Source organism: Mycobacterium sp. 1245111.1 (genome assembly GCF_001673405.1).
Taxonomy (GTDB): domain Bacteria; phylum Actinomycetota; class Actinomycetes; order Mycobacteriales; family Mycobacteriaceae; genus Mycobacterium.
Map to the genome: position 1 here is coordinate 1 of NZ_LZLV01000038.1, position 15,516 is coordinate 15,516.

Below are 15,516 nucleotides of genomic sequence, written 5' to 3' on the forward strand. Positions count from 1 at the left end.
TTTGGTACTGGGCATCCTCGTCGGCGCGGTCCCGTGGCGCCGGCATCAGCTGTGGTCGTGGCTGATCCTGCTGCGGCGCCGGGATATCCGCCGAAGATCCAGCCGATCAGGCCGGCGGCCAGTACGCCGACGATCACGAGAAGTTTGGTTGTCGCGGTCATCGCTCTCGCCGAGCCCGGGCAATCAACGACGCGAGTACGACCGCCACCACCACGACACCGGCGAAGCCCAGCGCGACATTGCGGGCGCGGTGGTCCGGCGGTGGAGGCGGCGCGGCCGGGATGATCAGTCGGCTGTGGGCGCCGGGCGCCAGCCGGTCGCCTGGCGGCACGTCAAATGTCAACGCCGCCACCGGATCCACGACGCCATAGCCCACCTGGTTGTCGACTCCGCGTGGCGGATTGTGCGCTGTCTGCAGGATCCGGTTGATGACCTGGTGCGCGGTCAGCGCCGGGTACTTCGCCCGCACCAGCGCGGCGACGCCGCTGACATAGGCCGCCGAGAAGCTCGTTCCCCAGAACGGGATGTTCTTTTCGCCCGGATGTATTGGCGGGTAGGCGTTCACCGGCCCGCCGGTTTGCGGGGACAGCCCCATGATCCCGACGCCGGGAGCGGCAGCCGCGACCCACGGGCCCGCGAGGCTCTTCTTGATCGGGGCGCCGGTGTTGTCCACCGCGCCGACCGACAGCACATAGTCGGAGAACCACGATGGCGACGACACCGTCTTCACCTGATGCCAATCCCGGGGATCGGCGGCGTCCAGCGGGTCGAAGGCGGGGTTCTGGGCACATTCGTCCTCGCCCTCGTTGCCCGCGGCGGCAACGACGACCGCATCCTTGACGGTCGCGGCGTACCACACGGCGGCCCCAATAGCGCTCTGGTCCAACGGATCTGCCGCCGACAGGCATGCGGTGACGCTGACGTTGATCACCTTGGCGCCCATGTTGGCGGCGTGGACGATCGCACTGGCCAGCGTCGCGATGGTGCCGGCCTTCTTGCGGGCGTCCATGTCTCCGCCACCCGGTTTCTCCGGTTCGAACGCCCGCGACGACTGGCGGATCGAGATGATCCGCGCGTGCGGGGCCACTCCCCCGACCCCGTCGGGTACGCCCGGTGGCGGTGGCGGGACCTCGGGGTCGTCCGGCGCACCGGCGACCGGATCGCCCGGCCCGTTCGACGGCTCATCGCCTGGCGGCGGCGGTGGGGGCGGCGGAGCCGGCTTGGTCTCGGTGATCGTCACCGGCGACGGAGGCGGCGGTGGCGCGATCGGTGGCGGTGGCCCGCCGGGCGGCGGCGGCCCGGCGTCGGCGGCGGGTGGGCCCGCTGGCGGGGGGAAGGCCGGAACCGCCGGCAGCGGCGGCGGCATCGGAGCGCCCTGCGGGGCTGCGCCGATCACCGACGCCACGATGGTGCCGTGCGAGTCGCAATCCATCAGCCCGTCGCCGCCCATGATGTAGTCACCACCGGGCACCACCGGTAAGCGGTGGCTGGGATTGACGCCGGTGTCGATCACGGCGACGGGCACGCCGTTGCCGGTCGAGTACTGCCAGGCCTTCGAGACGTTGAGCATCACGTAGCCGGGGGCTGGCACGGTGACGTTCGGTTCGGCGACGGTGATCGTGCGCGCGCAGATGTTGCTCTGCCGCATCGGCTGATCCGGGCCGGGTTTGCCGTCCGGCGGAACCCGCGCCGGGTCGACACTCGGCGGCGGAATCGCCTGTGCCAGAGGCAGACTCGACGGCAGACCAACCAGAAGGCCCACGAGGCTGAGCGCGGCGATCCGCCGTGTGGCAAGCACGAGCGTCATCGCATGCGCACCCAGGTGAAGAGCCCACCGATCCAGGCGGCCAGCGGGAGTGCGGCGATGATCGCGAAGATCTCCAGCCACTCCGCGATCATTCGCACCAACGGCGTGAACCGCGTGATCGGAACCAGCAGCGCCGCAACAAGGCCCGCGGCGCCGAACAGACCCAGAAATAGTGCACCCCACAACAGCGGGCCGCCCGCGGTAGCGGGCGAGTGCAGAACGTACTTGACGACGCCGACGCAGACCGCGGCCACGGCCGCGCACACCAGCGCCACCGCTTGACGCTTGTCGGCGAAAGCCCTTCCGCGGCTGATGAAGATCAGAACGAACAGGCCGGACAGCGCCAACGCAGCGTCGGCGCGAGCATGGCCCGGCATCAGCGTGGCCCACACCGCGGCGGGCAGGGTCGCTCCGGCGGCCACGCAAATCCCGGTCAACACGCTGTTTGCCGTCACGGCGCCGGCGGCGATCTGCGCGCCGCGGGGCGTGGTGTCGGGGCTGACCTCTTCATCGGCGGCCTCGTCGACAGGTGACACCGCGTCGGCGGGCAGACCCGCACTGCGCTGGAACAGGTCGCGCCCGGTGACCGAACCGAAGTACGGCGGCCGAATTCGCGCCGCCCACAACGCGATAGTGGGGGCGAGCGTCAGCAGGAACAGCAGGCCCACGAGCGTGAGCATCCCCATCCACTGCGCCGGGATCGGCCGCCACATGCGCGCCGCAGCGACCAGTCCCCCGATCGCGCTCAGCGTGACGACCGTTGCGGCGACGGTGATGTGGCGCCGCGTCATCACCGCGATGCCGGTGGTCAGAACGCCGGTCGCCAGAGCGGCGATAAACACGTGTGCCGCACCGACATTGCCGGGAGCGGCGGATCCCAGGCCGACCGCGAGCAGCGGGATCGCCAACCAGCCGAACCCGTCGAGCAGGTCGCCGCGATGCGGATACCACCGGGCCACCGCGCCCGCCCCGCCGGCCGCCAGCAGGCCGGCAACACCCGTCACGATGCTCGGCGCGATCGCGTCACCGGCGACGCGGATGCGTAGCGCCAACCCCAGTATCGCGGCCGAGAGCATCGCCAGGATCACCAGCGACGTGTGGGCGGCGGTGACGGCCGTGACCGGTTCGAACAGCTTCTGCCCGACACGGGCCAAGCCGGTGGACAACGACTCGTATTGCGGCTCAAAGGAATCACCCTCGACAACCGGGGCCAGCACCAGCGTGGCGCCATCTTCGACGCCGAGCTCGTCGAGCGTCTTCGTGACGTCGAGTCGCACGCCGTTGGCCTTGTGCAACTCGTAACCGACGCCGGGCTCGAGCCCCGCCAAGCCGCGACGCTTGAGTTCGTCGTTGAGCAACTCGACGATGTTGTCGACGAATACCTCGACGGGCACCGACGCCGGATAAACCTGCGAGACCAGGTGTTCGCCACAAACGACCGCAACCGCGCAGCGCGCCGGAAATGCGACTTTGGGCATTAACGTGGCCTGTCAGCGTCCGGAACGTATTTGTCCGCCAACGCTGCAGTGATCTCGAATAGCCGTAGCCGGGTTTTCTTTTGCAATTCATGCTGGGTATCAATGATCCCGCCTTTGGCCAAATGCGGGTCGAATGGCATGAATTCGACGGTCGCCCCCGATTGCCCGAAGCGCTCGGTGAGATAGGCACGCGCATCGGCATCGTATTTATTGCGGCTGTCGTTGAGAATGACCATGCTTCGCGACACCAATTCGTGGTATCCCATCGACCGCAACAAGTCGATCGCGCGGGTGACCGGCAAAGATGTGTCGGCGGTGAGACCGGAAATGAAAACCAGTGTGTCGCAGGCGTCGAACACCGCCTTCATCACCGGATGTTCGAGGTCGTCCGAGGTGTCCACCACGATGACGTTGTGGGTGCGGCGAAGCCGCGACAGGACGCCGGCGAACATCGACGGCACCAGCGGTCGCGGCTGATCCGATGCCCGGTTTCCGGCCAGCACGTCGAGTCCTAAGCTGTTCTGCCCCAAGTGTTCCCGGATGTCGGCGTAACCCTGGACATCGGTGTCGTTCAGCACGGCGGTGTAGTCCCCTGGCGGCGACTCGTCTATCCGGCCGGCCAGCGTGCCGAATCCGGGGGCCGCGTCGATTGCGACGACGTTTTCCGGCCGGCACTCACGGAACACCGCACCGATGCAGGCCGTCATCGTGGTCTTACCGACGCCGCCTTTACCCGACACCACGCCGATCACGTACTGCTTGCGGATGTGGCGACGGATCCGGCCCTGCAATTCGCGGTAATGCCGCTCAGCCGGAGACTCACCGAGATTAATAGTCTGAAAAGATGCGTTATAGATGAATTTGCGCCATCCCGAACCCGGCGGGATTTTCCGCGGGGTGACCATATCGGAGATGCGTAATGTCCCCGAGACGGAGTCAGGATGTTGTGGACGCGAGCCCGCGCTTTGTCTCGACGATGGCGTCCCTTGCTCCGTCGAATTCGCTGGCGTGTTCCACGGATTTGTCACGATGCCGATGCTAACATGCGCGCCATAGCCTCTACTTACACAACCTTTCGGTAGGAAAACCATTCTTCATTGGCTGGCAACCGCCGCACCATGTTGTTGATCGCGTTAGTGATGTTGGTGGCCGAACCCGGGGCCAGAACCATCCACTTCTTGCCCGCGGACGGCACTTGTTCGGCGACCAAACGGCCTTCGGGCGAGTCGATGATCGTCACCGCGCTCTGCTCGACGAAAGTCCTTGTGGGCTGGCCTGTTTCCACACCGGATTGCAGCGCAATAACCGAGGCCTGAGTCGACCGGGTGGGATCCGCGGCCAACAACACGATGCGCTGCTGATCGGCATCCATCTGCTGCGCTGCCAGAAAGTTTTTCAGCGAGGCCTGACTCGTCACATTGGCAAGCACGGCGTCGCCGTCGAGGGTGACCGGCCGCAACGGGGCGGGCGTATTCGTCCCGCACAGTCTGTCTATTTGAGCGACCAGAACCGAGTTGGCGGCGCCTTCAGCGGTCGCGGTTCCGGCGCCGCCGATCCGGACCAGGTCTTCCGATCGCTCCATCACCACCCACCATTGAGCGAAGCGCGCCAGCACGGCCCTCGCCGGTTGGTCGCCGGTGTCGGGTCCGCGCATGTGGATGAGAAGCGCGACGTCCCTGCGCGAGAGCACCGTCAGCCATTCGACGACAACCGAGTCGACGGTCCCCGCTTCGTCGATGACGCCTGCGGCTCGCAACTCGGCGGCGATGGGATGTGCCAATGCCTTGTGCGCCGTCTCGAAGCTCGGCAGTATCGGGCGCAGCCCCAACTCAGGGGCGACGACCTCGATGCCGGCGAGTATCTGGAGTACCCACAGTCCGTCGATCGTGGTGGTCAGCATGCCGGTCAATCCAAGCCGCTGGGGCGCACACCTTTAGTGCGCCCCAGCTATGAGGTTTGCGACTCGGGTCAGACGAAGAAGTTCGTCGAACTCGCGTCGGTCGCGTGGGCGGAAGCGTTCACGGAGTGGATCGTCTGCCCGTGCTGCATCACCGTCTCGATGAGCTCTTCGAAGCCTTGAAGCATTTGCGTCTGCGCCTCGTAGAACGCCTGGTGCGCCTGGCCCTGGAAGAAGCCGCCGATTTGGTCGGTTGCGGCCTTGATGGTCTGGTGGTGGTCCGTGAGCATCGCGGCCTGCTGCCCGACACCAGAGCCGAGATCGTTAACTGCGCCGTGGTCGTACTGAATGGTCATGTGCTAGTTCCTAACTCGCGAAGAATTGAATGGCGTTGGTCGACCGACGACTACGTGCTGACGGCGCCGAAGCTTGAGAAGCTGTGCGAGGCGTCCATCTCGTGCTGCTCCATCATCATCGCCGCTTTGATGAGGCCATCCTTCAAGTGGTTTCCATACGTCGTGGCTTGAACCAAGCCGTGCTGCACTTTTCCGGCGGTGTTCGTTGAAGACATGTAGCCATCGCCCTGCCACGCAGCGCCCATCGCTTCATGGTTGGCCAGGTACTGATTCGCAATGACCGTCGCATGCTCGAGTGCCGTCTCGATCTTCTGCGCAGTCGACCGCATCATCTCGGGCGTTACCTGTAGTAGTGCCATTACCTCTCCCTCAGCTAGTGCCCCCTAAAGCGGGACGTGCCGCTAGTGTAAGCACGCTTCGGAGGTACGGCACCTCACCTTTTAAATCCTCAGTTGAACCCACCAGCGGTTGAAGTTGTTATGGCTGTTATCTGCCTCTACCAGCTCTAGTGTGCCCGGCCGGTCGGCTTCAAACTGTGAGCACGCGGCCCTCGCGGTAGCACTATCATTCAGCCATGACGACTTGGACGCGGGCGACGTGATGTCGGCACGCGAAGAGGTGCTCCACTGGGGCCTTGATGACTGGGTGGAATTGGATCGCGTTCATCTCTGCGTCAGCCAGGAAAACGCCGGGCAGCCCATATCGGTTATCCAAAACAAAACGCTCGAACTGATTCGCTCGCTAGTGAGTAACGGCATGTTCGTACTCGGTGACGTAAAGCGCGGGGTCGGCTTCACCGCCTGGAACACTTCTCTTGACGAGTCGATGCAACGAATACACGACGTCTACGTGACGAATTTTGAGGACGAAAACACGTGGATGTGGTTCTGCTGGCTGAACGCCACTGAAGAAGGAGAGAAGCTCGCTAAATCTCTTCGCGAAAGCCAATGCCCTGTGCGGACCAGCTGATTGGCTGCAGCTTGCGCATGTGCCCTGACTACGATTGACCGATAAGTTCCGACATCAATGAGAGGTCGTAATGTCCGCGCGTGACGAGGTTTTGCTTCGCGGTCTGATCGATTGGGTTGCGCTGGAGCGTATCCACTCGATAGTGGCTCAGGAGAATCCGGGCCAGCCACTAGCGATCATCCAGGACAAGGTCCTTGGTCTAATCCGCTCACTGGTGTCCGAAGGTCTGTTCGAAGTCGGTAATCTCTCGTCCTCTACCGGCCGTTTCAGCGCCTGGCACACAACGCTCGATGAGTCGATAGAGCGAATTCGCGAGGTGTACACGAGCAAGTTTGATGATGAACCAGCGTGGTGGTTTTACTGCTGGCTCGACGCCACCGAGGAAGGCTTGAAGGTCGCGGAAGCGATTGAGGCGAGCCAAAATTCGGAGCAGAAGGGCTGAGCAAGCTCAATTATTTGCGGCGATAGCAACCAGGGCATGGTGGACAGACTGCGTGAGTTGGATGACGTCGCCAGTCAACTGGACCCGACGCCCTGAATCTATGAACACCGTGTGCTCGATCAGCCGACCTTGAGACGGTTCACTAGACCCGAAAACGTAGGTGCTGTATTGCGCCCACATCCAGAGCCCGGCCGCTGCGAAGTACCCGCTGCTGCGTACCGCCACCGCCCCGCGCAGCGGTTCTTCGTCGACTCTTTGGATCGTAATTTCCGTGGCACCAAGGTCGCGGAGGGTTCGGTCGGCGTTTTCATGGACCACGTGTTTGGGCGGAAACCCGGTAAATCCAAAGGCGCTGATGGTTTCACAACCGTCCCAACTCCCATCGGGGTGTTGGCCGGTCACGGCGATGCGCGCTGGCTCATAGCTTCGGTCCGCCAATTGCGCAATCTGCCAACCGGCGGGAGTGCCCAACTCGCGCAACCAATCTGGCCTGTACCGGAAGCCGAGCGGAGTGATGTCGTCTAGGTAATCCGTCAAAACGCCGGCTATCGAAGAGACACTCGCCAACCGGCGCGTCTCAGACGCCCCGGCAGGCATCACTCGAGTACCTGGCCGAGCTTGCCCAGAACCGCGAGGCCGCCAAGCACAATGCCCCCGACCGTCGCCCAGAAGCCGGGCGGCGGAGGATCGACATGAATCTGGTGGCCGGGGTCGTCGTGCACCGGTTCATGCGTCTCGGGCGCGGGCGTCTGTGTTGCTGGCACCTGGACGGGATGCGGCTCAGGCGCCGGTTGCGGAGCCGGTTGGGGCTTGGGCACCTTTTCCTTGGGCAAATGCACGTCGACCTTCGGTTCGCCCGGATACCAGATCTCAACCGTTGGGCCACCGAATTTGCTGTCCGGCCGGTAGCCGATCTTGGTCCCATCGGGAAGTTGCGCCCATTCCCCTCGGCCGTAGCCGTAGCCGCCAGTTGGTAACGGGGTGGCGTTCTGGGTTAGCTGGTCGTACAGGCCCCGGATTTGCTCGGGCGTCGGCAGCACTTTGACATTCGGGTGTTCGCCCGGTGGCAACGGATCGACGATGTCGTGGACGTCTTGCGAATTGTGCACTGACAGCGCTTGCGCGCCGGGAGAGTCTTTGAGGTCACCCAAGAGGTTCTGCACGCCTTGATTGGGCGCGTCACCGACATTCGGATTCGGCTGGGGTTGTGGCTGGGGCTGAGACGGTTGCTGCTGTGGCTGGGCCGGGGGCTGCTGCTGTTGCGCTGGCTGCGGTGGAGTGTGCGGAGGCGGTTGCGGAGCTTGCTGGGGTTGTGGCGGCGGGCTCAGGGTTTGGGCGGTGTTACCGGGGCTGAGCAGCGGTGGTTGCGGCGGAGTTGGCGGGGCCGGAGGCAGTGGGTGCTGGGGCGCCACATACGCGAGCGGCTGCGTGGCAACGCTGGCGGCACTGGTCAGTGGTTTCGTCATTAGGGCGGTGCTGGCCTGCGCTGTGCCGACCGGTCCGCGTAGTGCGGCGGCGTTGAGCATGCCGGGTTTGAGCCCGACCGCTTTTCCGCCCGAGGGTGAAGGCGGCGGGGAAAACGGCTCCGCCGGCGGGGTGAACGTGGTGACCCCGGGCGCGGCGGACATCGGCGGCGTGACCGGCGGACGCGGCATCATCGGCTGCACCGGCGACTGCGCCGCCGTGGGCGGCACTGACGGTGGGATCATCAGGTTCGCGTTCGGCGAGGGGGCATACATCCCCGTCGAGGACTGGGACGGGGCATACGTCTGCGCCGGGGCCGGCGGCGCGGTATGGGTCACCGCCGACAGTGGCTGGGCCGCAACACTATTCGCCGGAGGAGACGCCGTCGAGGATCCCGACGACGACACCGCCGACATCGCTGTGGCGGGCAGCGCGGCTGCGGGGCCGGCGATTGCGCTGGCTCCCGAGCCGACCATCCCAACCGCGGCCTGCATACCGCTCATCGCCGCACTCTCGGCGACCGTGGCGGCCGCGACCGCCGCCGCGGCGATCGACCCGCCCGAGATCGCCGGCATCGACGGGTTCATCAACGCCGTGCCCAGCGCGTCCAACAACGCCCCGTACCGCAACCCCGCCGAGGCGTTGTTGGGCCACATGAACCCGAAATACTCCATTTCCAACTCTGCGATCCGCGGCGTCAGCATGCCCAACACGATCGGATTGATGATGTTGTCGATGTGCTCCTCGGCGCGATTCGCATGCGCCAACGGAGCCGGGACCATCTGCGCCACGTGGGTCGGATGCGCTGCCGCCGCCATGTGCATGATCTGCGCCCTGACAAGAGTTTCCTCAGCGAACGCGATGTGCTCGGTGTCGTGGGACACCAACGCCGCCTCCGACGCCGTACCGCCCAAACCAATATGCGCCGCGGCCGCCACCTGACCGAGCACGGACGACACTCCCACCGTCGCCGTCATCGCCGCGTGATGGGCCACCAGCGCCTCCGCAGCCGCCAGAGTCTGCGACGGACCGGGAGCCATCGCCAACACCATGTGGTTGTCCTCCGGCGGAGTGACCACCCAAGGCTGTATCACCATCTAAGCCCCCACACCAGCAGCGAAAAAGCTTGCAGCACCTAGATAGCCGACGCCGCAGCCCGCATCAACTCGGTAGCCACCGCCGTGGTCATCGCCAGCGACTGAGCGCCTGAATACAAGCCCCGCATCAACCCGTGCTGCTCCGCGGTGGCGACGTGTGCGGCACCTGCCGCCGCGGCGATCGCCGCGAACTTCGCCGAGTCAGCGTCCATGCCCATCGGCACCGGGGCCAACACCACCGGCGCCACGCCCGCAGCGACCGCAGCCGTCTCAGCAGCCAGCGCTCCATGACCCGCGGCGGCCGTCGCCACCACCTCTGGAACCATCGCGAATGTCACGATCTACCTCCTTGAAGGCTCGAAACGACTGAAGCGATCGTAACCGAACTCGGCCGATCGCATATGCGCGAAAATCTCGACGGCATTTGCGCCCCGGACCGCGCTATTCATCCTCGACGTGATCGCCGGCAACGACGATCCGGGCGTGCGCGACGGCGGCCTGCTGATTGGATTCCTCGCTGTTGCCCCGCGCCGCCATCGGCGCCATCGGCATCCCGCCCATGCCGCCAGCCGTAGTGGTCGGACCCGACGTCGCGGCCACTGTCCGCAGGCCCATCGGCCGGCCTCCGTCGGCCGGCTCGAACGTGCTCGTGGGTCGCGTGTAGCTGGTCAACCCCGCGCCGGAGACGGCTCCCATCCCGCCGAATGCGCTGGCCGCACCGCCACCGATACCTCCGGCCGCACCGCCCCCGGAGCTGAGTGGTCCAGCGAGAGAGGCCAATTCGGCCGCCTGCGGTCCGGACGCCGAGTTGAACATCCCGCCGAACGCGCCCATCAGCGACTGCGGCAGGCTGCTGAAGCTCTGCAGACCCTGCGTCGGGGCCTGCAAGAGCTGCGACGCCGGCTGCATCGCACCCGACGCGGCCTCCTGCAGCGGCCCCAGCAGCGAGCTGATCTGCTCGGCGCCACCGCCGGTCGCCGAGGCCGGCGCCTGGCCGGCCGCCTGCGCAACCTGATTCGACAGGCTCACTCCGTCCTGCGCGCCAGTGCTGCTCGCGGCCTGACTCAACGCCTCACCGGCGGCGGCCGGCGCGGCGGGCGACGCACCCTCGGGCGCCAGCGGTGGCGGCGTTCCGAGCGAGGCGGTGAATCCGCCGAGCGCCGTCGAGTACCCCATTCCGACGGCCGAGTTGTGCGGCCAATGCTGCCCGTAATACTCGAGATCGTGCTGGGCAATCGCGGGGGTGAAATGGCCTAACACCGCATAGTTGATTTTGTCCATGGCGTCGCGCCTGGCGCGGTTCGACTGGCTGACGACCGACGGAATCACTGACGACCGCGCGGTCATAAACGCGTCGACAGCGCCCTGGGTGATCGCGATTTTGTGCGCAGTCCATCCCGCAACGGTGTGCAACCCCATGTTGAGACCGGTCGCGGCCACGGCCGAGGCATTCGAGCCTTGACCTGACCACGACGCCATCGTCGCCGCGGTGTTCGCTGTCGAAAGCCCCGCCGCCATCTCGTGGTGGGCGGTCTCGGTCGCCCAGACCGTATTGTTGGCGACCACCGAAACCGGTGAGCCGGCCTCGAAGGTCGCCGCGATGGTCTCCGGTGGCCCGGTCCAGCGTGGATCGACGACCATGTTTGTCGATTAACCCAGCGCAGTGCCGTGGATCGCGTCCATGGCTTCGTAGGTGGTTGACGCCAACGACTGGGCGCCCGCAAAACCGGTCCGCTGTTGAACGTGATCGGCCATCGTTGCCAGGTAGGCGACCCCGGTCGCATTCAATGCCGCGGCGAACGCCGCCGAATCGGCATCCGGCGCCATCGGAGTCACCCCGGTCAACGCCGCCGCCCCGGCCGCCGTGGTGGCCGCCATTTCGGCGCCGATCCCCGTCTCGGTAGCCGCCGACCCATGAACCGTGGCCGGAGTTACGCTTAGTCCGCCTGCCATGTCGCCTCCCAGGTCTGTCCGCGAATTATCTTCGCGAACGCAGGTGTCTGAGTTTAATTGACCAATCTGCGGTGTCGAGTCAGGACTTTCTAATCCGGACTTCCGACCAGAACTCCTTCGATGTCCCCTTCGGTGGTCACCAGCAGCCCGCGTCCGGGGGCTAGTTGCTGAGCGCTTATCCGTGCGAACACCTTCACGCTGGCTGGATCGTTGTCCATGAACAAGGTCGGCGACCGAGATCCGGTGAGCTTTTGGATGAACGGGTTCATCACGACCTGGGCGGCCCAGTTACCGGGCAGGCGCGAGGCGATCACGTGCAGCCCGATCTCACGACTGCGCTCGACCAGTCCCCACAGCGGCGCCGTCGCGGCGGGCCGGATGGCCTGGTTGTGCGGCCGGAGTTCGTGCTCGTCATCGATCAGCAGGAAGTGGCGCGGGCCATCCCACGGCTTCAAATCCAGCAACTCTTCCTGCGTCAGACCCGACGGCGGGAGCCGGTCCTGCAGCAGCCGCGCCAGCTCGCCGATGACGTTGTCGATGTCGTCCGCCGTATATGCGTACGCACGCACGTGCGGGCCCCGGATCTGACCGATCAGCGTCGTCTTCGGGTCGATGATGGTGATCTGCGCCTGCTCGGGGGTGAATCGCTCGGTGATGGCCCGGCCAATCGCCGCGAGTGTTGTTGTCTTTCCGCATAATTGGCGGCCCACCACCAACAGGTTAGGCAGCGCCCGGGCCGGCAAGGCCACCGGCTGCAGACCACTTTCGCCGATCGCGAATGGGACGTTCAGCGGATCGTCCGAAGCGGGCGAGCCGGCGAAGTTGGCCATGATCTCAGCCAGCGACACCCGCTCGGGCAGGCGCGACAGGGTCTCGACCTTGCCGGTGCCGGTGACTTCGGCGATCAGCGAGCCGATGCGCCTCGTCCCGACCCGCTCGCCCTTGGTGCCGGTCACCTCGGGCACACCGACCAGCAGCTCGTGCCCGTCGCGAGTGAGACCAAATCCTGGCCTGTCCAAGGTGTTTCGCGCCGCCCTGCGCTGCTCCAGCCCGGTGCCCATCTGCGACTCGTCGGGGTTGCTCAGGCGGAGTTGGATCCGTGCGTTGGAGACGTTGAGCAGGCCCTGCTTTTGGCCGACGAACCAGGCGGTGGCGCTGGTCATCACGTGAATACCGTAGGACAATCCTTGGCGCGCAATGGAAATCGCCCGGTCCCCCATCGCCGAGTCTTTGTCGTAGAGGTCGCCGTAGTTGTCGATGACCAGAAAGACGTCGCCGAACTTGTCCTCCGGATCGGTTCCCCCGCCACCGGCCGCGCCGAAGCGCCGCTCGCGAAACTCGGAGATGTCGATCTGGTACTGCTTGAACGACGCCTCGCGCGCACGGATCAGCCCCTCGATCGTGGCGATCGTTCGGGACACCCCCTCGGTGTCGTTGAGGCTGACCACGCCGGCCACATGCGGGTACTCCTCCACCGGGTACAGCGAAGCGCCGATGCAGAAGAACGTGACGCGCTCGGGGCGATACATCAGCGCCGCCGACGTCATCAGCGTCATCAACGTGGTCGACTTTCCGCGCTGCGCGGTCCCGACCACCATGATGTTGTCCATCTCCGCATCGAGGACCTGCACCCGCTGGACGTGATCCTCCGGGATATCCACGATCGCGTACGGCAACACCAACCCGGGGTTCTGCCCGTAGTCGACGTGCCACGGCTTGTCCCGCCAGTAGCCCACCAGCGAGTCGACTTGCTCGCTGACTTCCAGTGGCGGCAGCCAGATTTGGTGCGGAAGCCGGGCGGGGTGCGCGATCAGCGACTCGCGGATGACGTCGAGGAGCTTCTTCTTGCGGAAGCCGTCGGAGTGGAAGAGGAATTCGTCCGGTTCCTCGGGTGCCTCGGCCACCGCCAGCGCGGCGTTGTCCTCGTCGCTGAGCGGCTGGTACTCCCAGGTGAGTGGTCGCGGTTGGGAGAAACTGACGTCGACGGTCTTGCTGACCGTGACGGTTTTCTTCGGGAGCACGAATGGTGCCGACAGGTAGAAGCACCGAAACGGCTCCAGGTCGCGTGGACCGACTTTGAGTAGCGCGTAGCCGTTTTCCTTCGACGGCAGATGCAGCGCGGCGTCGCTGCCGATCACGTCTCGGGAGTCCTCGGCGGTTTCCGCGCGTAGCGCCACGCGGAATGCGATGTTGCTCTTTGCCTTGCTCAACGACGACAGGTCGAGCCGCTGACCACCGAGCGTGAAGAAGACGTTGCAGCCTCGGCCTTCCTGACCGATGTGAATCACCAGCTGGATCCACTCCTGGTGGTGATGGAACAGCTCCAGGTATTCGTCGATGATGACCAGCAGGATGGGTACCGGTTCCAGGTCGCGTCCGGCAAGCCTCATCTCTTCGTATTCGTTGGCGTCACGCGCGCCAGCTTCTTTGAAAAGCCGGTAACGCCTGGCGATTTCACCGTTGATGGCTTTGCGCATCCGCTCCGCGAGGTGGCGGTCGTCTTTGCCGAGGTTGGACAGCGACCCGGCCACGTGCGGCAGGCCCTCCAAGTCCTGGGCCGCCGACTCGAACTTCATGTCGACGAAGATCACCGCGAAGGTCTCGGGCGAGTGCGTCAGTGCGATCCCGTTGGCCAGCGACAGGAAGAACTCTGACTTTCCCGATCCAGACGTCCCGATCACGACGGAGTGGAAACCGAAGCCGCCGAAGTCTTTTGCGCGGAAGATCACGTATTGCAGTTCACCGCCCGGCTTGACGCCGACCGGCACCATCGCCCACTTCGCATCGCCACGTCCGCGACTGTCCGCCCACAGCCGATCGACGTCGAGTTGCCGCGGATCGCTGATCCCCAGCGCGCGCAACAGCTCGGCGCCCTGGCTGTCGGTCTCGGACAGGTCGTCGGCGCTCATCGGGGACCAGCGGGCCAGGGAGCGCGCGTACCGACTGGCGGTCGAATCGGCGAGCATGTCGGCGACCGCGTAGAAAGCGCCGCGGTGGTAGAGCCGCCCGTCCCGTAGCTCGAACCGCTGGTCGTCGTCTTGGAAACCGACGCCGACGCCGGATCGAGTTGCCAAGCGCAGCACGGTGATTCCGGCCATGCCCTTCTGCCCCGTGACGCTCTCCCACTGCTCGGGGGTGCCGACGTTGTCGTCGACGATCACCCAGTGCGGGCCGAGGGTCAGGCCCGGTAGTTCCATCGCCGAGGGCATGGAGGTCGGGCTGCTACCCACCGGCGGCGACCACGGTCCGCGACCCTTGCGGTGCAGTTCGGCGTCGAGCGCTTCTTCCAATTCAGTGGGCGAGATGAATACCAGCCGCCGCAAGCCACAGGCGTCGAACATTTCGTCGTGCTGATTATGTGGCAGCCAGACCAACCACGACCAGAGCTCGGGGTGGCGGGTGACCACCATGACCTTGACGTCGTTCGGGCTGTGGTAGACCGCCAGCGAACACAGGATCGAGCGGGCCACATTGTGCAGCTCGACGGGATCGCCTGCAATGAAACTGAATCCGGGCTTCGACCGCAGGCTCAGCACCTTACCGATCCCGCGAATCTTGCTCTGCTCGAGGATGAAGTCGCGCAACGCGCCACCGGTCACCGGTTCGAGCTCTTCGCCGATCGGCACGTCCGGCCACTGCAGCGAGACCGCCGAGTCGCTGGCTTGCTGCACCCCGATACCGAGTCGCACGTCGAGAAAGTCGGGGTCGCCCGGGCGACGCTCCCACATTCGCGGTCCGCCGATCACGGTGTCCAGTTTCTGTGGGTCGCCGTGCACGAACAGCTGGCTACGGCGCTGATCCTGCGCGGCGCGCTGGACCTCGTCGCGATCCTCGTCGAGCTGTCGCAGATACACCCGACGCTGCTTTTCCTGCTCGCCCCAGGAGATCCGGCGGCCGCGACCAAATCGCCCGCTGAACATCAACGCGCCGAAACCCGCCAGACCCATCATCGGGAAGAAACCGGATTGCAGCGACCGGACTCCCGAGGTGTACATCACCACCAAGGTGCCGATGATCCCCACGAGCAAGGCGGGCAACGCAATCATCAACAGG

14 protein-coding genes are annotated in these 15,516 nt (G+C 65.4%); 2 read left to right on the plus strand and 12 right to left on the minus strand.

Annotation, left to right across the window (positions count from 1 at the left end):
• Positions 1 to 157: 157 nt before the first annotated feature.
• The 6 genes from mycP to A5658_RS07845 form a co-directional block, all read right to left on the minus strand.
• Positions 158 to 1,807 carry a type VII secretion-associated serine protease mycosin gene (gene mycP / locus A5658_RS07820; RefSeq protein WP_067332891.1) on the minus strand — a complete coding sequence of 550 codons (1,650 nt, stop codon included), beginning with the start codon at positions 1,805 to 1,807 and terminating at the stop codon, positions 158 to 160.
• Complete coding sequence (eccD, locus tag A5658_RS07825) at positions 1,804 to 3,285, minus strand: type VII secretion integral membrane protein EccD (protein ID WP_082993018.1); 1,482 nt, start codon at positions 3,283 to 3,285, stop codon at positions 1,804 to 1,806. The genes mycP and eccD overlap by 4 nt, the downstream gene beginning before the upstream one ends.
• Positions 3,285 to 4,313, minus strand: coding sequence for a MinD/ParA family protein (locus tag A5658_RS07830; RefSeq protein WP_067332892.1), 1,029 nt, complete (start codon positions 4,311 to 4,313; stop codon positions 3,285 to 3,287). The genes eccD and A5658_RS07830 overlap by 1 nt, the downstream gene beginning before the upstream one ends.
• Before the next feature lie 35 nt (positions 4,314 to 4,348).
• The gene (locus A5658_RS07835) at positions 4,349 to 5,185 is read right to left on the minus strand and encodes an ESX secretion-associated protein EspG (protein ID WP_067332893.1); all 837 of its coding nucleotides are present in this window, start codon (positions 5,183 to 5,185) and stop codon (positions 4,349 to 4,351) included.
• Positions 5,186 to 5,253: 68 nt separating this feature from the next.
• Complete coding sequence (locus tag A5658_RS07840; protein ID WP_067332894.1) at positions 5,254 to 5,538, minus strand: WXG100 family type VII secretion target; 285 nt, start codon at positions 5,536 to 5,538, stop codon at positions 5,254 to 5,256.
• Positions 5,539 to 5,588: 50 nt separating this feature from the next.
• Positions 5,589 to 5,897: a WXG100 family type VII secretion target gene (locus A5658_RS07845; RefSeq protein ID WP_067332895.1), complete on the minus strand. Its 309-nt coding sequence runs from the start codon at positions 5,895 to 5,897 to the stop codon at positions 5,589 to 5,591.
• Between the two features lie 223 nt (positions 5,898 to 6,120).
• On the opposite strand from A5658_RS07845, the gene A5658_RS07850 reads away from it, so the two are divergent.
• Positions 6,121 to 6,507: a hypothetical protein gene (locus A5658_RS07850; RefSeq protein ID WP_156751320.1), complete on the plus strand. Its 387-nt coding sequence runs from the start codon at positions 6,121 to 6,123 to the stop codon at positions 6,505 to 6,507.
• A gap of 70 nt (positions 6,508 to 6,577) precedes the next feature.
• Entirely contained in the window at positions 6,578 to 6,949 is a 372-nt protein-coding gene (locus A5658_RS07855) for a hypothetical protein (RefSeq protein ID WP_067332896.1), read from the plus strand.
• Positions 6,950 to 6,955: 6 nt separating this feature from the next.
• Here A5658_RS07855 and A5658_RS07860 read toward each other — a convergent pair whose 3' ends face one another.
• The 6 genes from A5658_RS07860 to eccCa all read right to left on the minus strand — a co-directional run.
• Positions 6,956 to 7,420 (minus strand): hypothetical protein, encoded by a 465-nt coding sequence (locus A5658_RS07860; protein ID WP_156751321.1) that lies wholly within the window; start codon positions 7,418 to 7,420, stop codon positions 6,956 to 6,958.
• A 125-nt stretch (positions 7,421 to 7,545) separates the two neighbouring features.
• Positions 7,546 to 9,510, minus strand: a complete 1,965-nt coding sequence (locus A5658_RS27440) for a PPE domain-containing protein (RefSeq protein WP_082993020.1) — start codon at positions 9,508 to 9,510, stop codon at positions 7,546 to 7,548.
• A gap of 38 nt (positions 9,511 to 9,548) precedes the next feature.
• Positions 9,549 to 9,848 carry a hypothetical protein gene (locus A5658_RS07875; protein ID WP_082993021.1) on the minus strand — a complete coding sequence of 100 codons (300 nt, stop codon included), beginning with the start codon at positions 9,846 to 9,848 and terminating at the stop codon, positions 9,549 to 9,551.
• Positions 9,849 to 9,951: 103 nt separating this feature from the next.
• A complete protein-coding gene (locus A5658_RS07880) occupies positions 9,952 to 11,151 on the minus strand; it encodes a PPE domain-containing protein (protein WP_067332900.1) in 1,200 nt (399 codons plus the stop codon).
• Positions 11,152 to 11,160: 9 nt separating this feature from the next.
• The gene (locus A5658_RS07885) at positions 11,161 to 11,463 is read right to left on the minus strand and encodes a PE domain-containing protein (RefSeq protein WP_067332901.1); all 303 of its coding nucleotides are present in this window, start codon (positions 11,461 to 11,463) and stop codon (positions 11,161 to 11,163) included.
• A gap of 89 nt (positions 11,464 to 11,552) precedes the next feature.
• On the minus strand, positions 11,553 to 15,516 hold a 3,964-nt coding region (gene eccCa, locus A5658_RS07890), incomplete at its 5' end, for a type VII secretion protein EccCa (RefSeq protein ID WP_197503077.1).